25 protein-coding genes are annotated in these 17,847 nt (G+C 34.0%); 1 reads left to right on the forward strand and 24 read right to left on the reverse strand.

Annotated features, from left to right (window positions below):
- Positions 1–18: 18 nt before the first annotated feature.
- The 20 genes from H8718_RS16530 to H8718_RS16625 all read right to left on the reverse strand — a co-directional run bounded on the left by H8718_RS16530 (position 19) and on the right by H8718_RS16625 (position 14,926).
- Positions 19–525 (reverse strand): phage major tail tube protein, encoded by a 507-nt coding sequence (locus H8718_RS16530; protein WP_249333891.1) that lies wholly within the window; start codon positions 523–525, stop codon positions 19–21.
- A complete protein-coding gene (locus H8718_RS16535) occupies positions 525–1,985 on the reverse strand; it encodes a phage tail sheath family protein (RefSeq protein ID WP_249333892.1) in 1,461 nt (486 codons plus the stop codon). The genes H8718_RS16530 and H8718_RS16535 overlap by 1 nt, the downstream gene beginning before the upstream one ends.
- Positions 1,986–1,998: 13 nt before the next feature.
- Complete coding sequence (locus tag H8718_RS16540) at positions 1,999–2,523, reverse strand: hypothetical protein (protein ID WP_249333894.1); 525 nt, start codon at positions 2,521–2,523, stop codon at positions 1,999–2,001.
- A gap of 2 nt (positions 2,524–2,525) precedes the next feature.
- The gene (locus tag H8718_RS16545) at positions 2,526–3,200 is read right to left on the reverse strand and encodes a hypothetical protein (RefSeq protein WP_249333896.1); all 675 of its coding nucleotides are present in this window, start codon (positions 3,198–3,200) and stop codon (positions 2,526–2,528) included.
- Complete coding sequence (locus tag H8718_RS16550) at positions 3,166–3,483, reverse strand: hypothetical protein (protein ID WP_249333898.1); 318 nt, start codon at positions 3,481–3,483, stop codon at positions 3,166–3,168. The genes H8718_RS16545 and H8718_RS16550 overlap by 35 nt, the downstream gene beginning before the upstream one ends.
- A gap of 7 nt (positions 3,484–3,490) precedes the next feature.
- Complete coding sequence (locus H8718_RS16555; RefSeq protein WP_249333900.1) at positions 3,491–3,790, reverse strand: hypothetical protein; 300 nt, start codon at positions 3,788–3,790, stop codon at positions 3,491–3,493.
- Between the two features lie 12 nt (positions 3,791–3,802).
- On the reverse strand, positions 3,803–4,132 hold the full coding sequence (locus H8718_RS16560) for a DUF2190 family protein (protein WP_249333902.1): 330 nt from the start codon (positions 4,130–4,132) through the stop codon (positions 3,803–3,805).
- A 52-nt stretch (positions 4,133–4,184) separates the two neighbouring features.
- Positions 4,185–5,675, reverse strand: coding sequence for a phage major capsid protein (locus tag H8718_RS16565; RefSeq protein ID WP_249333904.1), 1,491 nt, complete (start codon positions 5,673–5,675; stop codon positions 4,185–4,187).
- A gap of 11 nt (positions 5,676–5,686) precedes the next feature.
- Positions 5,687–6,295: an HK97 family phage prohead protease gene (locus tag H8718_RS16570; RefSeq protein ID WP_249333905.1), complete on the reverse strand. Its 609-nt coding sequence runs from the start codon at positions 6,293–6,295 to the stop codon at positions 5,687–5,689.
- Entirely contained in the window at positions 6,273–7,745 is a 1,473-nt protein-coding gene (locus tag H8718_RS16575) for a phage portal protein (RefSeq protein ID WP_249333907.1), read from the reverse strand. Before H8718_RS16575 ends, H8718_RS16570 begins: the two co-directional genes overlap by 23 nt.
- Before the next feature lie 27 nt (positions 7,746–7,772).
- Positions 7,773–7,967 (reverse strand): peptidylprolyl isomerase, encoded by a 195-nt coding sequence (locus tag H8718_RS16580; RefSeq protein ID WP_249333909.1) that lies wholly within the window; start codon positions 7,965–7,967, stop codon positions 7,773–7,775.
- Positions 7,968–9,773, reverse strand: a complete 1,806-nt coding sequence (locus H8718_RS16585) for a phage terminase large subunit family protein (RefSeq protein WP_249333910.1) — start codon at positions 9,771–9,773, stop codon at positions 7,968–7,970.
- The gene (locus tag H8718_RS16590) at positions 9,751–10,272 is read right to left on the reverse strand and encodes a terminase small subunit (protein WP_249333912.1); all 522 of its coding nucleotides are present in this window, start codon (positions 10,270–10,272) and stop codon (positions 9,751–9,753) included. The genes H8718_RS16585 and H8718_RS16590 overlap by 23 nt, the downstream gene beginning before the upstream one ends.
- Before the next feature lie 410 nt (positions 10,273–10,682).
- Entirely contained in the window at positions 10,683–11,243 is a 561-nt protein-coding gene (locus tag H8718_RS16595) for a site-specific integrase (protein ID WP_249333914.1), read from the reverse strand.
- Between the two features lie 18 nt (positions 11,244–11,261).
- Positions 11,262–12,017 (reverse strand): DNA adenine methylase, encoded by a 756-nt coding sequence (locus tag H8718_RS16600; protein ID WP_249333916.1) that lies wholly within the window; start codon positions 12,015–12,017, stop codon positions 11,262–11,264.
- Between the two features lie 336 nt (positions 12,018–12,353).
- Positions 12,354–12,884, reverse strand: coding sequence for a hypothetical protein (locus H8718_RS16605; RefSeq protein ID WP_249333917.1), 531 nt, complete (start codon positions 12,882–12,884; stop codon positions 12,354–12,356).
- 154 nt (positions 12,885–13,038) lie between these two features.
- Positions 13,039–13,557 (reverse strand): GNAT family N-acetyltransferase, encoded by a 519-nt coding sequence (locus H8718_RS16610; protein ID WP_249333919.1) that lies wholly within the window; start codon positions 13,555–13,557, stop codon positions 13,039–13,041.
- A gap of 137 nt (positions 13,558–13,694) precedes the next feature.
- Positions 13,695–14,207, reverse strand: a complete 513-nt coding sequence (locus H8718_RS16615) for an RNA polymerase sigma factor (protein ID WP_249333921.1) — start codon at positions 14,205–14,207, stop codon at positions 13,695–13,697.
- A gap of 305 nt (positions 14,208–14,512) precedes the next feature.
- On the reverse strand, positions 14,513–14,728 hold the full coding sequence (locus tag H8718_RS16620; RefSeq protein ID WP_249333922.1) for a hypothetical protein: 216 nt from the start codon (positions 14,726–14,728) through the stop codon (positions 14,513–14,515).
- 15 nt (positions 14,729–14,743) lie between these two features.
- Entirely contained in the window at positions 14,744–14,926 is a 183-nt protein-coding gene (locus H8718_RS16625; protein ID WP_249333924.1) for a hypothetical protein, read from the reverse strand.
- A 269-nt stretch (positions 14,927–15,195) separates the two neighbouring features.
- On the opposite strand from H8718_RS16625, the gene H8718_RS16630 reads away from it, so the two are divergent.
- The gene (locus tag H8718_RS16630) at positions 15,196–15,489 is read left to right on the forward strand and encodes a 2TM domain-containing protein (protein ID WP_249333926.1); all 294 of its coding nucleotides are present in this window, start codon (positions 15,196–15,198) and stop codon (positions 15,487–15,489) included.
- A 163-nt stretch (positions 15,490–15,652) separates the two neighbouring features.
- Here the strand turns inward: H8718_RS16630 and H8718_RS16635 are convergent, their stop codons facing one another.
- From H8718_RS16635 to H8718_RS16650, 4 genes are all read right to left on the reverse strand, one after another.
- Complete coding sequence (locus tag H8718_RS16635; RefSeq protein ID WP_249333928.1) at positions 15,653–15,820, reverse strand: hypothetical protein; 168 nt, start codon at positions 15,818–15,820, stop codon at positions 15,653–15,655.
- A gap of 24 nt (positions 15,821–15,844) precedes the next feature.
- The gene (locus H8718_RS16640; protein WP_249333930.1) at positions 15,845–16,120 is read right to left on the reverse strand and encodes a hypothetical protein; all 276 of its coding nucleotides are present in this window, start codon (positions 16,118–16,120) and stop codon (positions 15,845–15,847) included.
- Positions 16,121–16,154: 34 nt separating this feature from the next.
- Entirely contained in the window at positions 16,155–16,307 is a 153-nt protein-coding gene (locus tag H8718_RS16645) for a hypothetical protein (protein ID WP_249333932.1), read from the reverse strand.
- A 403-nt stretch (positions 16,308–16,710) separates the two neighbouring features.
- On the reverse strand, positions 16,711–17,682 hold the full coding sequence (locus tag H8718_RS16650) for a nucleoid-associated protein (RefSeq protein WP_249333934.1): 972 nt from the start codon (positions 17,680–17,682) through the stop codon (positions 16,711–16,713).
- Positions 17,683–17,847: the final 165 nt, after the last annotated feature.

The raw sequence follows: 17,847 nt of genomic DNA on the forward strand, positions 1-17,847 counted from the left end.
TAATAAAAAAGCTACTCTTTAAAGAGCAGCTCTTACTTTTTCCATATAGTCAATTCCATTAATTTTAAAGATATTGTTTAACTTATCAATCAGTAGAGTTTCTTTACCATCAATAATCTGTCTATATCTTAATACCTCAAACTCAATGCTTCCATCCATTGTTGTTTGGTTTTCAATTTTACCAGGATCGTACTTCTTATTTACGCCTGTGATAAATACTTTACTACTTGCTGGAATCATTGAGCCATCGTTTTGCATGACATCTTGTACAAACCTAAGCTCAATATTTTGAATACCTGGTTTTGCAAGTTCTGCTGATCCTGCATTAATAGAACGGGAGTTAATAGAGAATGTCATACTATTAACTTGGCCTGTAATTGGCATATCAATACTCCCAAGTATGCCTGCCCCTTTAATCTCACTTGTTGGCTTTTCAATAGAAGGTAACTGGCAAGAAACTTGGTCTGCTATTTCCTTTGAATCTACTAGCAACATGTGAGCAATAATATTCCCTGCAATAATCATTATTGTTCCCCTCCCAATAATACATTTAACCCTTTACTTGTGTAACAAATCTTAGCTGTAAGACTCTTTCCAGGTGGTGTTGTAGTCGTTTCAACATCAAATACAAAATCCCCCTCTATCATATCTGAAGTGGAATTGCTTGTTTCTTCAAATCCTACTAACCCATGTAAAATTTTCCCTTGTGCCATTAAGGCATCTAACCATTCCTGCATATCATTCAAAATAGTATCTACTTTAGCACGATTCATAGGCTTATCTATAAAAATGCCATAACGACTTTGGAAAGTATTTGCAATATATTGAAGCATGCGTACGCTGCAATCAAAGATATTACGTTTGTCCATATCTTTTCCATATTCATACTCACCAGTATGTCCTCCCCAGAGTACCCATCTGCCTCCCCAATAGGTAGCTGTTCTAATACCCTTACTATTTAACTCATTAGCTTGTATTTGGTCATACTCAATAGTTGTACCATCTTCTAACACTAAGCCAATTATATCTATAGGTTTATTAGATGGGGTTTCATGTGGTACATTATCATTTTCATAGTCTACCCACTGCATAGTTACTGTAGCTAATGTAGATAAGTGGAAAACCTTACCTTCACCATTCTTAGCTTTTGGCCAGCAAGGTGCTTCATAGCTACTTGTATAGCCTGTTTCTCCTTTCGCTGTTTTAGCCTTATCAATAGTATTAGATGTACTTGATTCAATATCACTATTAACAAAGGCATACCAATGTCCATTAATTTTTTGACTTGCTGCTTTAAGAGCTGTATCTACTGCTGGTACCTTACTCCACTTTGGAGAACATAACAATGTAGGGATCATATTGTGGTTTTGATACACTAAATCTAATACACTAATCCCTGTTTTATGCCCTTCTGAGCTTGTTCCTCCAATAACTTCTGCTTGTGTAACAGTTGCAGGAGCTACTTCATTAAAAGTTACTTCCACACTTGCACCTAATCCATTTTTTAGGTCTGTTAATTGGATACGTTCTCCGTCTGGTGTATATTCAACCTTAAAATCTTCACCTAATACTTTAGAGTCAATAGCAACTGTTTTTAGAATACCTTTGTATGTAGGAATAAACCCAATACCATTTGTTAATGTCACCGTTTCTGTCTTAACTGTTGCAGAACGTGCCTTAAGCAAATGAACTTTAGGATCTAACACATTTATAAGTATGATAGGCCCAATAGGTTTTATATTATTTTTAAAGTGTGCATAGATGGCTTCACATAGTGTAAAGTCTTCCCAATGATCACTATACCCAACTTTTGTCTGGGCTTCTTTAAAACTACTAATAAGAATAGGCTTATTGACAAGCCCTTCATAGTTCATTTTTTGATGTATAGGTAGCGTTCCAAAATAGACTGGAAGCGTCCCAACATCTTTAGATGGAATAAAATCTTTTGTTGCCATAATTTCGGCAAATGCTCCATGTTTGTACATGCTTTTCACCCTTTCATTCATTTAATAGTTTTTGTACTTCTACTCTTGGATAAGCACTTCCTTGTAGTGAAAATGTCATATAACCATACCAATAAGGATAAGGCTGGTCTTGGTACATTCCCCACTTAATCTCATCACTGATTTTAAGCTTATTACCTAAGATAATCTGCTGACATAATTTTGCCTTGGTTAAATCCATAAGGTTTAATAAATCTATGTAGCCCTTAAAATTTGGAGTATATGTGCTATCTGGCTTATGTTCTCCTGGCGAATACACTGCAAATGAAATCTTAATATCAAACTCACTTTCTTTAGGCGTATCTACACCCGTATCTAAGCCTACAATTAAACAAGGTATGTTGCTGTCTAGATTCTCAGGTAAATAACCTTGTGGAGGCACCCACCCTATAAAAACATTGGGATGAACTAATTCATAATGAAGTACATCTTCATCTGATGCCTTTTGTAATTTAATATTAGGAGATACCTGTTCTTCTAAAAAAGTTTTAACGAGCTCTAATGCTCTTACTGTATGCATCTTTAGCCACCTTTCATTTTATCTTGTATCCTATCCATAGCCCTATTCATCTCATGTTCAAGACGTTGCTCAAACTTTTCAAGTGCAAAACTTTGTATCTTTTCTTCCATTCCTTCAGCAGTAATCATTTGAGGAATAGATAACGTTCTCATAGGTGCAATGGGTAATCTTTCTTTCCCTAGACGCCTAAATACGTTATATTGCGTCTTATCAGCACTCTTTGCTCCTGTAGAAGCTATAAATGCACCATGTTTTGGGGAGATAGTTTTATAACCACCTCTTTTTTTAATTTTCACCTTAAGAGGTGTTCCATACCTTATTTGTAACATTTTAGCTAACAATGGATCTGCTGGCTTATAAGGAAAATGAGCAAAACTTAATCGTTTTCCAGTAGATATAAGAGAGGCATTCAAATTATCTTTTGTAGGATAGTTTATACCTCCATTGAAAGTTTCTTTAACTTCTCTTTGCTTAATAACATATTCTTTAGGTACAATACGTCCAATCTCATTTTTAGTTTGGTCAAGGCTTCTTTTGAGTGCATGATACATAGCTGTCTGTGTTTGTTTTGGAAATGATTGAAGTTCAACAGATAGTAAATCTATCTGTCTTGTATCAATCTGTATAAGACCTTTTCCCATATTAACTACCAGAATTACGATTAAGAATGACTTCATACATTCCCATATCCTCTCTTAACGAAAAGATAGAGGTTTGCTTTCCATCAAAAACAAGAGGCATGTCTTGTTTAAGTTTGATAGGTGTCTTTTCTACTGGAATAAAAAAGAGCAATTCACCAATGTATAGACCATCATATTCTTTTTTTGAACGTTCCTTCAGTCTATCATTATCAATAATAACTTCTACTGAGATACCATTAAGAGTATGTTGCTCTGCAAATTCATTGGTATTAAAAAATACATGCCGTAAATCTTTATGAATCATTTCTTTAAAATTCATCGTGCACCTACTTTTTAGCTGTTCTACCTATACGTGTTGAAGTTTTTTTAACTTCTTTAGGTTCTGGATCTTCTTTATCTGGTTGGACTGCCTCTACTTCTTTAGGTCCATCTACTTGACAACCTTCCTTGTACAACTCTTCTTTATTCTCCTCATCATCTGACTTCTCATCTGTTTTTAATGAGGGATAAGACTCTGCCAAACCATTCGCTATAAGTTCTCGTTCATCCTTTAAGGATAAGGTTAAAAGAGCACCCTTTTCATAAAGGATGCCATCTCTATTAAGTGGATTTGTTAGTTTTACCATCTTCTATCTCTCCTAACCAATTCTACAGTATACAGTTCCAGCTCCTGAGCCTGCTTTTTTAGAAACAGCTATTCCTGCTATACAAGTCAGTTCACCTTTTGTTTTCGTAACATAGTTATTGTCATTGTCCCAATAAAGTGTGTCTCCTACATCCATTGTTTCTGCTGCAGCTGGCATTTCATAAACACCTGTCATCCTTACCCCTCCGGTTGAACCTACACGAATACTTTCTGCTGCAACGCCTACACAATTTCCAATTGGTACAATATCGTTATAAGCAATCTCCTTTTGAGCTGTAAAATTAATAATCTTCCCTTCTTGAATAAATGTTGCTTTAGCCATATTTAGGCACCTCCTATATTTATATATCAAAAGGACTTCTTAAGAAGTTCTTTTATGACAATGCTACTCCATTATTCTTAGCAAGACCTTTAAAGTCTGTAACGGTTACACCATAATCCATATAGATTCGCCATTCCATCCCTAAAAAGTCAAAGCCCATTCTACTTTCAAGTTTAGGCATATCGTCACCATTTAAATAGGTAACCTCAATAGTATCTGCTAACATTGGGTCTGCTGCTAAGAAATAATTCAATAAATTACTTCCATCTGCTTCAAGTTCTGCATCTACAACGAGTTCAAGGGCATTTCTCCAAATATTATTTACACCTGCATTTTGTTGGCCTGGTAATGCCATAGATGTTAAGAGTTGTAGTGCTTCATTTTCCAACTCTGGTGGTACAATAAGGAATTTTGGTGAAATATTTAAAGCCTGCTTACCTGCAATACCTTTTTGACGTTTCATTAGAGTTTTCATCTCTGCTAATGTCTTATTAGATAATGCCCCTGCTGTTCCTAAGTTACCATGATCAGTATGGAATAAAGGCTTGTTATCAAAAATAGTTGGATTGCTCATAAGTTGTTGATAAACAAGCTTATTAATCCCACGTCTAGCTGATTGAACGTAAAGCATCGGAATCTTAGTGAGGATGCCTAAATCATCATTAATCATAGCTTGACGTGTAAATCCGAACTTTTTACCAAATGTTGCAATGGATTTTTTAACACCTTGGTCTTTCAGTTCATCAAATGTAAACTCACCTGTCTCACTCATTCTTGTAAGATCTCCAGCTTCAGAAATTTGATAGTGTGTTGCACCTTTAAAGTCTGGATTGCTTCCAATGCTTGTCCAACGTTCGAAGGTTGTTTGAGCAATCTGATTACCTCTTGCCATAGATTTATTCACTGTATCAGAAAGGATACTTGCAAATTGACTTTCTGGACTTAAGGCTCTTCGTAAAAGTTCATCATCATCTAAACGGTATGCATGTGTTACGCCTGAACGCTGTAAACATTCAACAGCAATATCTCTTAATTTCATGCCACGCATTTCCCTGGCACCTTCTGCTGGATTTTCTACATTTCCAAATGCACGCATCTGTAATGCATCTGATGCTGCAGCACGCATTTTATCTGCCTCATCTTTATGTACATGTAAATGACCTTCTGAACGTCCTGATGAAATAGGTTCATTCATATTCATAAATCTTTTTAGCACCTCAGCATTTACTTGTTCTACGCTTAACCCTCTCTTGATAAAATCTTGCATATCAAGTTCTAATCCTCTTTGACTAGCTGTACCGCAAATTTCTGCAATGGCTGCATAACGTTCACGCTCTGCTTGTAATGCTCTTTGAATACCATCATTACTACCTTGTGCTCTTTCTTCTTCTTCGATTTCTCTTTTCAAGGTATCAATTTCTCTTTGTAATGAATCAAATTCTGCTTGTTCTGTGTCTGCCAATGCTCTATTTCCATTCCTAGCTCCATCTAATAATGCCTGCTGTCTTTGTGTTTTTTGTTTAAGTAACTCTTTCTTATCCATTTTTCTTCCTCCTATAGGTAATTTTTATTTATTTGAACTTGCCTTTCTAAATTTGAAAGAACAATATTCTCAACTTGTTTTTGTTGCATCGTTTCATCTAATTCTCTACCCACACCAACACTAGGGTCTGCTGGAATAGATACAATAGATACTTCATAAGGTTGCCACTTTGTTGCAACTTCACATGGCCCAATAAAGCGCCCATTACTAGATGTAGCACCTGCTCTTACTTCCTCCCAACAAGAGACTGTATAACCTACTGATACACCTTTTAATGTTCCACTCCTTACTTTTTTGTAAATCTTTTCACTCTCTTCATCATCATCAAAGACAATATCACAATAGGTTCTTTTTTCTGTTGCATTACATATAGCATTTTCAATACGTCCAATAACCTTATCTCGATCATGATTAAAGAGTGATACACTCATTTCATTTAAACGCATAAAATCTACACATTCTTCATCATGGCAAAGAATTTCTTGGCCATACCATCTATTAACAGGTGTCTCACTTGAAAACGAAACAGATATCCTGCGTTCTTCTTCATTGACTTGTCTAATGGCTAGTGGAATACTTCTTTGCTGTGTTTCCCCACTATTCGGTCTTTTCTTCTCCATTTACTTCTTCACCTTCCTTCTCTTCTGGAAATAATCCTTTTTCAAAAGCTTTTTCTTTAGCACGTTGTTTCATGACTTCCTTCCAATCAAGCCCTCTTGAACCACAAATGTTGGACAAAGTATCCATCCCAGATTCTAGAGCAAATTGGTTGGCTCTTACTTCTTTTAATGGATCTATCCAACTCCATCCTGGTGTAACCCAGTCATGCTTAAGATATTTTTTTGTATTGCTCCAAAAGTCTTTAATAGGTAACTTCCCACTTAAGACTGCTGAGATGATAAATTCTCTATAGACTTCTCTACAGAAATGGTCTATCAAATACTTTTGTTCCATTTGATACGTTCTTTGGTCTTCTAACAATCCTTGTCTTGCACTTGAATAGTTAACCTGCGACATATCTCTAGATGATGCTTCATAACTTAAGCCCTGTCCTGCTCCTGCAATACGTTGTTGAGTCATAATAAATTCTTTCGCATTGGATGATTGACCACTCGGGTTAACCGTTGTTATATCATCACCTGGTTGCAATTCATGAATCATACCTGGACTAATAGACCTAACAGGATAACCACTTTTTTTATCTATCATTCCACCTCTACCAACTGTACCTGTTGGTGTATTCTTTTTAATGAATACAGATAAGCAAGCTAAAATACGTTCTTTAACAGATATAGCTTCTACAAACTCATTGACCTCTTTGACTATTGGCATCGTTCTGGCCAGCTCTGTTACTTCACGAATTTGAGTAGGTCGCTTCTTACTATATAAGTAGATTACCCTATTGGCTTCAATGCGCTCTGTACCACCTGTCCAGTAGCCATCTGGTGAGTATTGTTTAAAATAATAGGCAACAGGTCTGTTGTATTGATTGACTTCAATCCCTCCAATAATCCTATTTCCTTCTGAAGTTTTACTTAAAGAGTAAGATGTGTCTAATTCATCTACCTCTTTTGCTTGCAAACAAAAAGGAATTATTCCATCATCTGTATAACATTTGATGAATATAATTCCTCCGTCTACTTTTTTCCTTCTTACAGCCATAGCTTGAAACTCATCAAAGCATTGTGTCCCTGCCACATCACAATTTTTTGCATGGCACCACTCTTCCCACAACTCTTCAATTTCAGCATTGAGTTTTTCATCTTCATTGCCATCTGCATCTGTAATCTTTGCTTGTGCCATAATACCTTTACCAATAACATTTCTTTCAAATGGATTGATAAGACCTTCTAAAATATCAGAATTTCTTTCTAGGTCTCTTGCTCTTGCTCGTAATACATCCCGATGCGCTTGATTTGCCTGCTCTGCTGTTCCATTAACGGTTGTCCAGTTTGCATTTAGCCTACTTTTAGTGCCAGCATCATAAGACCTTAAGGAATCTCTCCATGCCATACGATTATAGGCCCATCTAGGCGATACTGCTGCTATGCCTCTATCAAGCCAGTTCATTTTCTCACCTCATTTCAAGTACATCTCTTATCTTCTATCAAAACAAGCTACAGTCACACCACCATAATTCTCTTGTTCGCGTAATTCTTGCTCCAATCTTCTTCTTTCGTGATAAAGGACACTCAGCTCAGCTTTCTTAATTCTTCTACTTCCTATCTGATATTCCTGAGCACCTTGCTCAATTGCACTAATGGCCATATTGATTTGATTAAGTCTGTCCATCTAAATCCACTCCTTATTATTGTTTATCCAACTATCTTGATTTGTCTGTTCCATCTCCTGTTCATTCCCTTGTGGCATCATATACCTTACATGTAATAAATCTGCCGCTGCTGCTGCATAGACTTCACAATCTAAATAGTGATTGTCTGCATGGCTTGTTTTGGTTTTCCAAACTTCTACGTCTCGTCCACCTCTTCTTTCAATAACTTTCTCTTCACTGGTAACTTGCCTTGCATAGTCCATATCAACACCATCATAGACCATCCATGAGCCTAATCCATTTTCCTTACGCATCCTTGCATAGATCATATTTTTATATTGGCTACCATCTACAATGCATAACCTCATACCATAAGCGCAACTATCTATCTTATCAATATTCGCAAGTTTATATTTAGCTACAATCGTATTTGATGAACCTTTACATGCCATGGCCCAATCTTGGTTATCTACACAAAACTGATAAACATTTTCTGTATCATTACCCGAGTCAATTAAAGTTAAATTCACTAAATGTGACTGCCCATTAGGGCTACTAAAACTTTGATTCATAATAAAGTCTATTTCTTCCCATGTTTCTACCTTGCCATGTAGTACATTCCAAGATGTCATATATGGCCCCCATGCTCTTATGGTGAAATAGAAACAATCTTTTTGAACGTCTACCCCTCCAGTAAGTATAAGAGCTTCATCGGGCACAATACCTTCTGTATATTCTGATTGACGCTCAAATACAATATCACTATCCATCTTAGTTTTTGTATCTTCCCAAGGCTCTCCAAGCCAAGAGTTAATAAAGTTCATAAGTTTTTCAGGATAGTTATGAGAAGATACGAACTCATACGCCACATCTCCAAATCTAACCCAAGGAGAATAAATGGCATTAAGATGAAAGGCTACTGAACGTTTGCCACTCCCATTGGTACATCTCCATTCACCATTTCTAATCATCTGTGGCTTATGATTGTCTTGAATCGTTCCTTTACAAGATTCACATTCATAATAAGCTGTTTCTCTCGCTTCTTTAGGAGACTTTGTATCTTCTTTCCATTTAACTTGCTTAAAGACAAGCTTTTGATAAACCCCACAATGAGGGCACGGTACAAAGTATTGATACTGACTATCTGCATTAAGCCATTCTTGCCATATAGGGCCTCTTTTTAATGTAGGTGTTGAGGTTAAAAAGATTTTCTTTGTATTTGGGAATGTTCTTGTACGTTCTTTAGCAAGAGAGATAGGGTCAGCTTCTTTCCCTGCATTTGTAGGGTATTTGTCTACCTCATCAAAAAAGATAAATCTTACAGGCCTACTTGCTAAATCTGATGCTGAGTTAGAACCAACTAATACAATATACATCCCATTAAAATTAAGCTCTAATAATTTACTTTCATTTTCCCTATACTTCTCTGCTAAGACAGGAGACAGAGCAACCATAGGCTGAACTCTTTTCTTACTTGTAAACTCTGCAAGCTTCTCTGTAGGATAAACAATCATAGTCGGACTAGGATCTTGTGCAATCACATAACCTATCATGTTGTTAAGACATTCTGTTCCACCTACCTGTGTAGGTTTTACAAAGACAATCTTCTCAACTTCAACATCTGTAAAAGCATTCATAATACCTTTTAAATACTCTGTTCGACTGGTATTCCATTTACCTGGTTCAGCACTTGTTTGAGCATCTAGTATGCGATACTTATCTGCCCATTCTGAAACGGTTAATTTTTCGGGTGGTTTTAAAACTTTTAATGCTTGAAGAATCCAATCAGGTATACTAACCTTCTTACGTTTCTTTACATATGCCATTTTCAGCAAACTGCTCCAATGCATCATTTATTGTTTCTCTAATCTTATTTTCCACCCTTCTTGCTTCTACCTCATCGACATAAGGTGCTATATCTACACCTATTTTTGAAACCAAACCAAGTGCTGACCTTTTAAAGATAATAAAATACCTTTCAAGTTCTGCTATAGCATCACTCTTAAGAAGATAATCTCCTCTTGCAATCGCATTTTTCAAATCAGCATTTTCAGTCTGCGCCTTTTTAAGTTGTGTTTCATAGAATACTTTTTGATAGGTAATCGGCATCGTTTCTATATCAACGTCTTCTGGCATTTGTCTATTGGCTTCATCCCGCCATTTCAAAACATCTGGCAAATACCAATAACCATGAGATATTTTAGGACATCCCTTCTTCTCCCACTGATTGACTGTCTTTTTAGTTACCCCAAAGGCATCTGCTAAAAAGCCAGTCGATAAACATGTTTTACCTTCTATAATTTTAACTCCAACTTCTTTCGCCATATCCTTCCTCCTAGGGTTAATTTAAAACTAAATATTTCCCAAGCTGTAGCCTTAGAGCCACAATGCTTTCAAGGACTTCATTTTCCATTTATAAAATCCTCATATTAACCTACTTTCAAAATTTTTATAATGACAGAAGCCTCGGGCCTCGCTAGACCCGCATAGCCCCCTCCTTGACGTAAGTACCTTTTAATTTTTGTCGTGCTTACGTGTTGGACACTTCCTTTATCTAGTTGCGAACTCCTTGATATTACTAGCTTTATCTATGTTTTATTAATTTGTGTGATATTTTACTTATCTTATTATTCTGTTAAACTTCTTCTGTTTTTCTACTTTAATGGAAGAAACTCTTACTTTTTCTTTAATGTTTTACCTTACTCTCAATATGTAAAAGATACAGACTAAAAGGGTCATCTCTTCTTTTGAAAAGATAATCCCTTCATTAATTGATCTTTGCTATCTTGATTCACACCTATATATCTTTTGGTAATAGATATATCTGAATGATTTAAGATATCCATAATAGATGCTGCATCTTTGGTATTTTGATAAAGCCAATACCCAAATGTCTTGCGTAACGTATGACATCCTATTTTGTCTTTATATCCAAAATAACTTGCAGCATTGTTTAGAATCTGCCATACTCTTTGACGTGTAATGGGCTCATTCTTGCCTTTGCTCTTTCTAAATAAATATTCATAATCTCTCTTCCCTTTTGTGTAATGATGTAATATCTTCTTAAGTTCATCGTTAATAGGAAATCTTTTTTCCTTGCCTGTCTTTTCTTCTCTGAGGTAAATATAATCTGCATGTTTTACATCTCTTACCTTCAAAGGCAATATGTCTGATATACGTAGCCCCGAATAAATACCAAACATAAAAAGTACATAATCTCTTTCATTTTGTTCTCTCAAGTAATCTGCAATATCTAAAATAAGATTAAAGTCTCTAATAGGTTCTACAGTATTCAAACATATCACCTCCTTTATTTAATAGTTTGTAATCATTAACTCACCATATTCTTTTCTAGCCTTTTGTTCTTTTGCTATTGAATAGGATACTTGCACCTCTTCTATGTTAAAATCCTTATACCATTCTCTTACTTTAGGATGGTCATTGATTGTAACCATAAACTTTCCTTTTATCTGAGATAGTGTATCTCTTAATAAAAGATGTTCTTGCTCTCCAAACTCATTCCCATAACCTGCAGTTTCAAAATAAGGTGGATCACAAAAGAAAAAGCTATGAGGTCTATCATATCTTTTAATAATATCCTCAAAGCTTTTATTCTCAACATATGTATTTCTAAGTCTTTCTTTAATGTCACTAAGTACACCTTGATAGAATATCTGTGGTGCTGGCCCTTTATTTGTTCCATAACCATATGTACTGCCTTTCCCTGCAAAGCTCTGTGAAATAAGGTATAAAAAACGCACCGCTCTTTGAATTTCTGTAAGATACTCCACAGTGCAATGCTTATACTCTTCAAACATATCTCGTCCTGAAAACTCATACTCTAATACACGTTCTATTTCAGGTGCATGGTATTTAATCATACGAAACATATTGATAAGCTCTTTATCGATGTCATTAATCACTTCAACTTTGCTTGGTTCTTTACCAAAGTATACCCATCCAGCTCCAAAGAATGGTTCTACATAACAAATATGCTCTGGTATTCTTTCTAAAATAGTTTTTCTTAATTTTGATTTTCCACCCATACGTGGAATTGGTGGTTTCATCATTTGTTCTATTCTCCTTTACAAAACAGTTTTATTGGGTTCTGACACACCGTTTTGAACAAGGACTTTTTGAAATAAAAACACACCTAGATCACTACATCACTAGGTGCGTTTAAAACGGATATTTGATAGGTGGCCCTATCTTTTTAATATTCGGGGGATTAGGACGAACTCAATATCTAGGATGATTTCTTTCGTTCACCCATTAACATCTTAACATGTAAAACAGGTCAGTAGCAGGTCAACATCAGGTCAAAACAGGTCATAATCAGGTCAAAGTAGGTCACAAACAGGTCACCCCAAAAATATAGCAGGATTTCTCCTGCTCTGTTGATGTCTTTACACTTGCTTATTACTTTTATTTTTTAACTTCTTCTCATACTCCTCTATCAATTCATTGATTCCTATATTTAAAATACATCTCAATTTGTTGTTTCTTCCAAAATACCTGCTTATAATGTATATTATTAAAAATATACATATAATCGGTAATAAAACTATCATTAATACTACTAGTATACAAACTATAAACAATATTATTCCATCAAGAGATAAACTAGGATATATTAAACCTTTTATCATCTCGACATTAAGATCTTCCAGTATCTTAAAACTATCAATTATAGGGCTAATTAATAGACTCAAAACCAGCAATAATATTGCAACCAAATTAGTAGGACTAAATAACTCTGTTTCCATATCTAATGCTTTTAATCTTTTTAACCCTGTTAAATTAGTCACGTTTTTTCTCAGTTCTCTTTTTACAAATTCTATTTGCTTTTCCTCAGTAAATGTCTTATCTTTTTTTCTTCTTTTCTTTTCTTGCCTTAATGCATCTTCTACTTGGTGTGATATATCTATATAATTCATACTAATCTCCCTTTATATTTTTCAATAATTTTTTTATTAAAAGTAGTTTTGTTAATTGTTATTCTCAAATAAAAATACAAGGTAAGGCCTTATCCTAATCAAAATGATATTTTTATTGAAATAACTATTTGCATGTCGAAAATGCTAAAAATACTTATTCTAAATCGAGCTTGTATGTATAATTGTCGTATGTAATATTAGTTCCTTGTTTATTGAAAGAACCTTCCTTTTCTATAGTAAACCCTAACTTTTTTATTACTGCATTAGATGCAATGTTTTCTTGTGCAATGTCTGCTGTAAACTTGCGGCCCCCTTTGGCATAGCCAAAATCAATTAATGCTTGAATAAGTTCTGTTCCATATCCCTGTCTCCAGTATTTCTTATGGATACAGTACCCCAAGTCCCAATGCATCTTATCTTCCATAGGTACAATACTACCTGTTCCTACAAACTCATTAGTATCCTTTAAAAATGCTACAAAAGGATACCATGTTTCATCTTCCTCAATCCCTTTAGCAAAATTCATATACTTTTCATCTGCCTTATCTCTCGGTGGATCTCCTAAATATTTTCCTATTTCATCGTCTAGCCACATATCAAGACATAATGGAGCATGCTCCTCCCTTGTACTCTTAAGAATCAATCGCTCAGTTATCAAATCATTTGTTAGCATTACTATCCCCTCACTTTTTGTTCGCTAAATAAATTATCTATTTTTTCTTATTCTAAATTTATCACTTTTTTCTAATTAAGTCACTATTTAGTTCAAAAAAATAGAGCCAGAACTTATGCTCTAACTCTAAATAACTTCTATTCTCCTACTACTTGTCCGAGATAAATATCCCTAAATAAAGGTAAGTCTATGTAACTCTTTTGGCCTGCTAACTTATCTGCTAACGCTTTAATCCCCTCTTTTGCATATCTTTTGCATGTTGATTCACTTAGTCCAACTTTTCTTTCTGTATACGCCCATGTATACCCTTCTATAAACTTCAAAACTAATACATCTTTCCATTCAGGCTTAATCTCCTCTAATCCCATATCAATACGATTCACATAATAACTTAGTGCCTCTATCTTTTCCTCAAGATCTAATTCAAGCTGAGCATTTTTAATAGCTATTTCCTCTACTTTTGAAGTTACCTTATTGTTTTTTGCTGGAACCACATCATATCTAATACCGGTTACACCTGTTTCTCCCTCAACCCTGTTTTTACGATTTTCTTTTAATTTCTTTAATAGTTTTATATTAGCCTCTAACATATCCTTATTTGCTTTATATTCCTCTAAGCATTTCTTTGTCTCTTGTAAATAATCTTTCATCCTAACCCCTCCTAAATATCAAACTTTCATTTGCTTGAATAAGCACCAAAACACTTATGCCAAATTGCTAGAATTTAACATAAGTGCTTAGGTCTTTATTCAATTATTTCATTTATTCTTTATAATGTCTGATAACTAGCTTTTCAATTGCATTGATTTTTGAATATCTGATATTTTGGCATCTACTCCATACAACTGGATTAATATTTTAAAGATGTTTCCTATTTGTTTATTACTTCCCTTGAACCTCATTTGTTAGCTCCTTCCTAAAGCTTTTTCACTTCCAACTCAAAAGTAATTTTTATTTAGTACAAATTGAATCTACTTTCATCTAGTTCTCTAAAATAATGCATATATACTTTTTCTATTCCTTTCTTCCACTTCTCAAAGCCCTCATTACTAGGTATAACTTTTGTTTTTTCAATTACCTTCTCATAGGATTTATATATTGCATTGTTTTCATTAACTGCCAATACATATATAGCTGGACCAGTTTTTAAATCAACTTCCCACAATCCCATTTTGCACCTCCAAAATCAATTTTTATTAAGCCAATATTCCTTACTTCCCCATGTGGTTCCCTTTATTTCTTTTCCACATTTATCACATATAACTGGTATAAACGATACAAATTCTTCAAAATAATCGTTGTAACGCTTAATTCTTAAAGCTTCAACGATATTCCCACACTTACATTCTGCTTTTGCCTCTAACTCCATCTATCTCACCTCAACGAAAACATTTTTTATTGAATCATGTGTTTAATTATTTTATAATTACTAGTAGATAGGCTTCACTCCTAAATGATTAGCCTATCTAATTAAATACTCCTTGGCGATTATAAAATAAAATCAAGTTCCCGCATTGTATCATTATACATATCTGCCAAGGTGTATTTTTTTTGCCCAAAAACTAATTTTATTTGACAATCATTATCCAATTTATTATTCTAGAATTGAAAATTTTAATTCATTTGGAGGTTTATTTTATGTCTAATATTAATCTTTCTGACGAAGAGCTTTATCAGTTAGCTACTAAACGTCTTGCTTTAAAGAAAGCTTTTTTTATTCATTTAGTAGTTTATATTGCTGTTATGATATTGTTAATAGTAATAAACCTATCCTTTAGCTCTACTCTTTGGTTTATTTACCCTCTTTTAGGATGGGGGATTGGGGTTGCTATTCATGCTATTACTACATACAACAGTATCTCCTCTTCTTCACAATGTAAAATTCAAAAAGAAATGGAAAAAATCAAAAACGAGTTATCATTTTTCATATAGGCTGTAGACTTAACCTCTACAGCTTTATTTTATTTCATATATAAATCTAACTTTTTTACGTACACTATTAATGGATCTGATATATATACATTCTGACATACCTATCAATTTATTTGTCTAGGGTGATTTAAGTACTTAAGGTCACACTAGACATAACAAAAAACTATTTTATTGCTTCAAATTCAACTTTTTTAAATATATAATCTGCACAAGTTTCACACGTATCTGTTTCACATCCCTCTGCATAAATACAATGTTTGCAATCATGGTCTGCTCTTTCTAGTAATCTCTTTATGTAATCAATTTCTTTCTTTGTTCCTTTTATCTTCACTTTTTCACCTCCTAAAAAATTATTTTATGGTGTAAACATTTCACTTACCCAATCACACTTTCTACATTTATAGATCCAACATTGAGCATCTAATTTGGCCAGTTTATACCGTAGTGCTAATTCACGAATAGTTGGATTATATAAACGCTCACCTGTCGATAAGTGATACAATATCTCTTTCCCTGTGTTTAAATCCTCTTCTACAAATAACGGATATTGCATATGCACAGATACTTTTTTACTCCCACATTTGGGACAACAATTACCTTTTCCGTTTTTATCTATAGGTGTTTTGACCATCTTATCACTCCCACTTATTCAAAGAATTATTTTATTAATTCAAACATTCTTCTTGATAAACTGTTTCAAGTTCCTTGTTAATACATTCATCACATACATACAATGGTTTATTATCATTGTTTCCAATGAAACCACATGCCTTTTCTTGACCACAAACTTCACATTTGCATACTTTTTCTTTTTCCATTCTTTACTCCTCCAAAAAATTATTTTATTGATTGAATTTATTTGTTATACTCAACTTTATAGTTATACATTTTAATGACTTTAAAATAATAATTATACTTATTTAACAAATTATGTTTAGGAGATGATATTATGAACAATAAAAGGAAATTGACCAAAAGCCTCTATCTTTTATCAGGACTATTATTTTTTGTAGCTTCACTAATAACTAAAAACTTTGTATTTATACCTATTGGATGTTATTTTCTTATCATCGGAATAAAATATTAAAGAGGAAAACCTGATACTAATCAAAAAGATAAAAAATAATAGCTCGTTGAACAAATATTTATTCATAAACCAAAAACTCACTGTTTAAATAGGTGAGTTTTTTCATTTTACACTCCTCTCAGCAAACTTAGATTCTACTTGCTAATCAGCGTTGCTATATTCTTAAGCCTTACTTCCACCGTTCCATTCGGATTAGTAATGATTTCTACAGCATCGGGATCATTAAGTATTTGAACAGGTAATTTAATTTCAATACCAGTATTTGTTTTCAACTTGTGAGTGGTATATTTTTTACCTACTTTATAAGCTTGTTGTAATTCAATAGCCTCTTCTGTTATACCTTGTTCTTCAAGTATATCCATACAAGCGTTTATGATTTCTTCCCTATCGCCAAATGTATCATGCAATACATCCTCTATCATGATGCTACTTGTACTCTCAATGCTTTTAGCTAGATTACTTTTAGCAAAAGAAAGTGCCTCTATTTTATTCTCAAAGTTTTCCTCAATGGCTTCTGTAATAACTTTTTCTACAACATTGATTTTCTGTTTTGTAGAAAGAGGCGCCGTACAACCTAATAATGTGTGCACATATTTCTCTTTATGAGTATCTAGCAAAAGGATATTCATTTTCTCTATATTGATAATAGCTGCCTCTTGAATTTTGCTAGTGCTCTCAGGAAATATACTCTTATGCTTTATGATTTGATTACTCTCTACACTGTGATCCATTGCATGAGTGTATGCTTCTTTATAGTTCAGTTTAATAAATGCCACATATGGTACTGCATCACGTTCAAATTGAGTAACAATCAAGTCGCCACTTGGAATGTTTTCAAATGTTTGTAGGTATGCAAAAAATTGGTGAGCCATATCACATGAGAAACTATAAAAATCTTTAATACCACTTTTAATAACCTCTAGCCATGGTGAGCTGTCTTCAAACACTGCTTTAGCCATGCTATGATTTTCAAATAGACCTACTACATAACTTGTAATATAAGCCTCTGTATCATCTGTTAAGTTTAAGCACTCTTTAGATAACAGTGGCATATCTAATGACGCATCTAATGTGTGCATAATTACTTTTTTAAACATAATACTCATTTTTATCCTCCGTTCTGGTACCGACATTAATGCCGGTACCACCAAAAATTATTTTTATCTAATCTCTATTGCTCCATTAACATACTTTTTTACTACCCTATGTTCTTGATCTATTGTTAATATATCTGCAATAAGTTTGTGCATTGCTTCTGCTATTAAGTATTA

This window comes from Zhenhengia yiwuensis (assembly GCF_014384995.1).
GTDB lineage: Bacteria > Bacillota > Clostridia > Lachnospirales > Cellulosilyticaceae > Zhenhengia > Zhenhengia yiwuensis.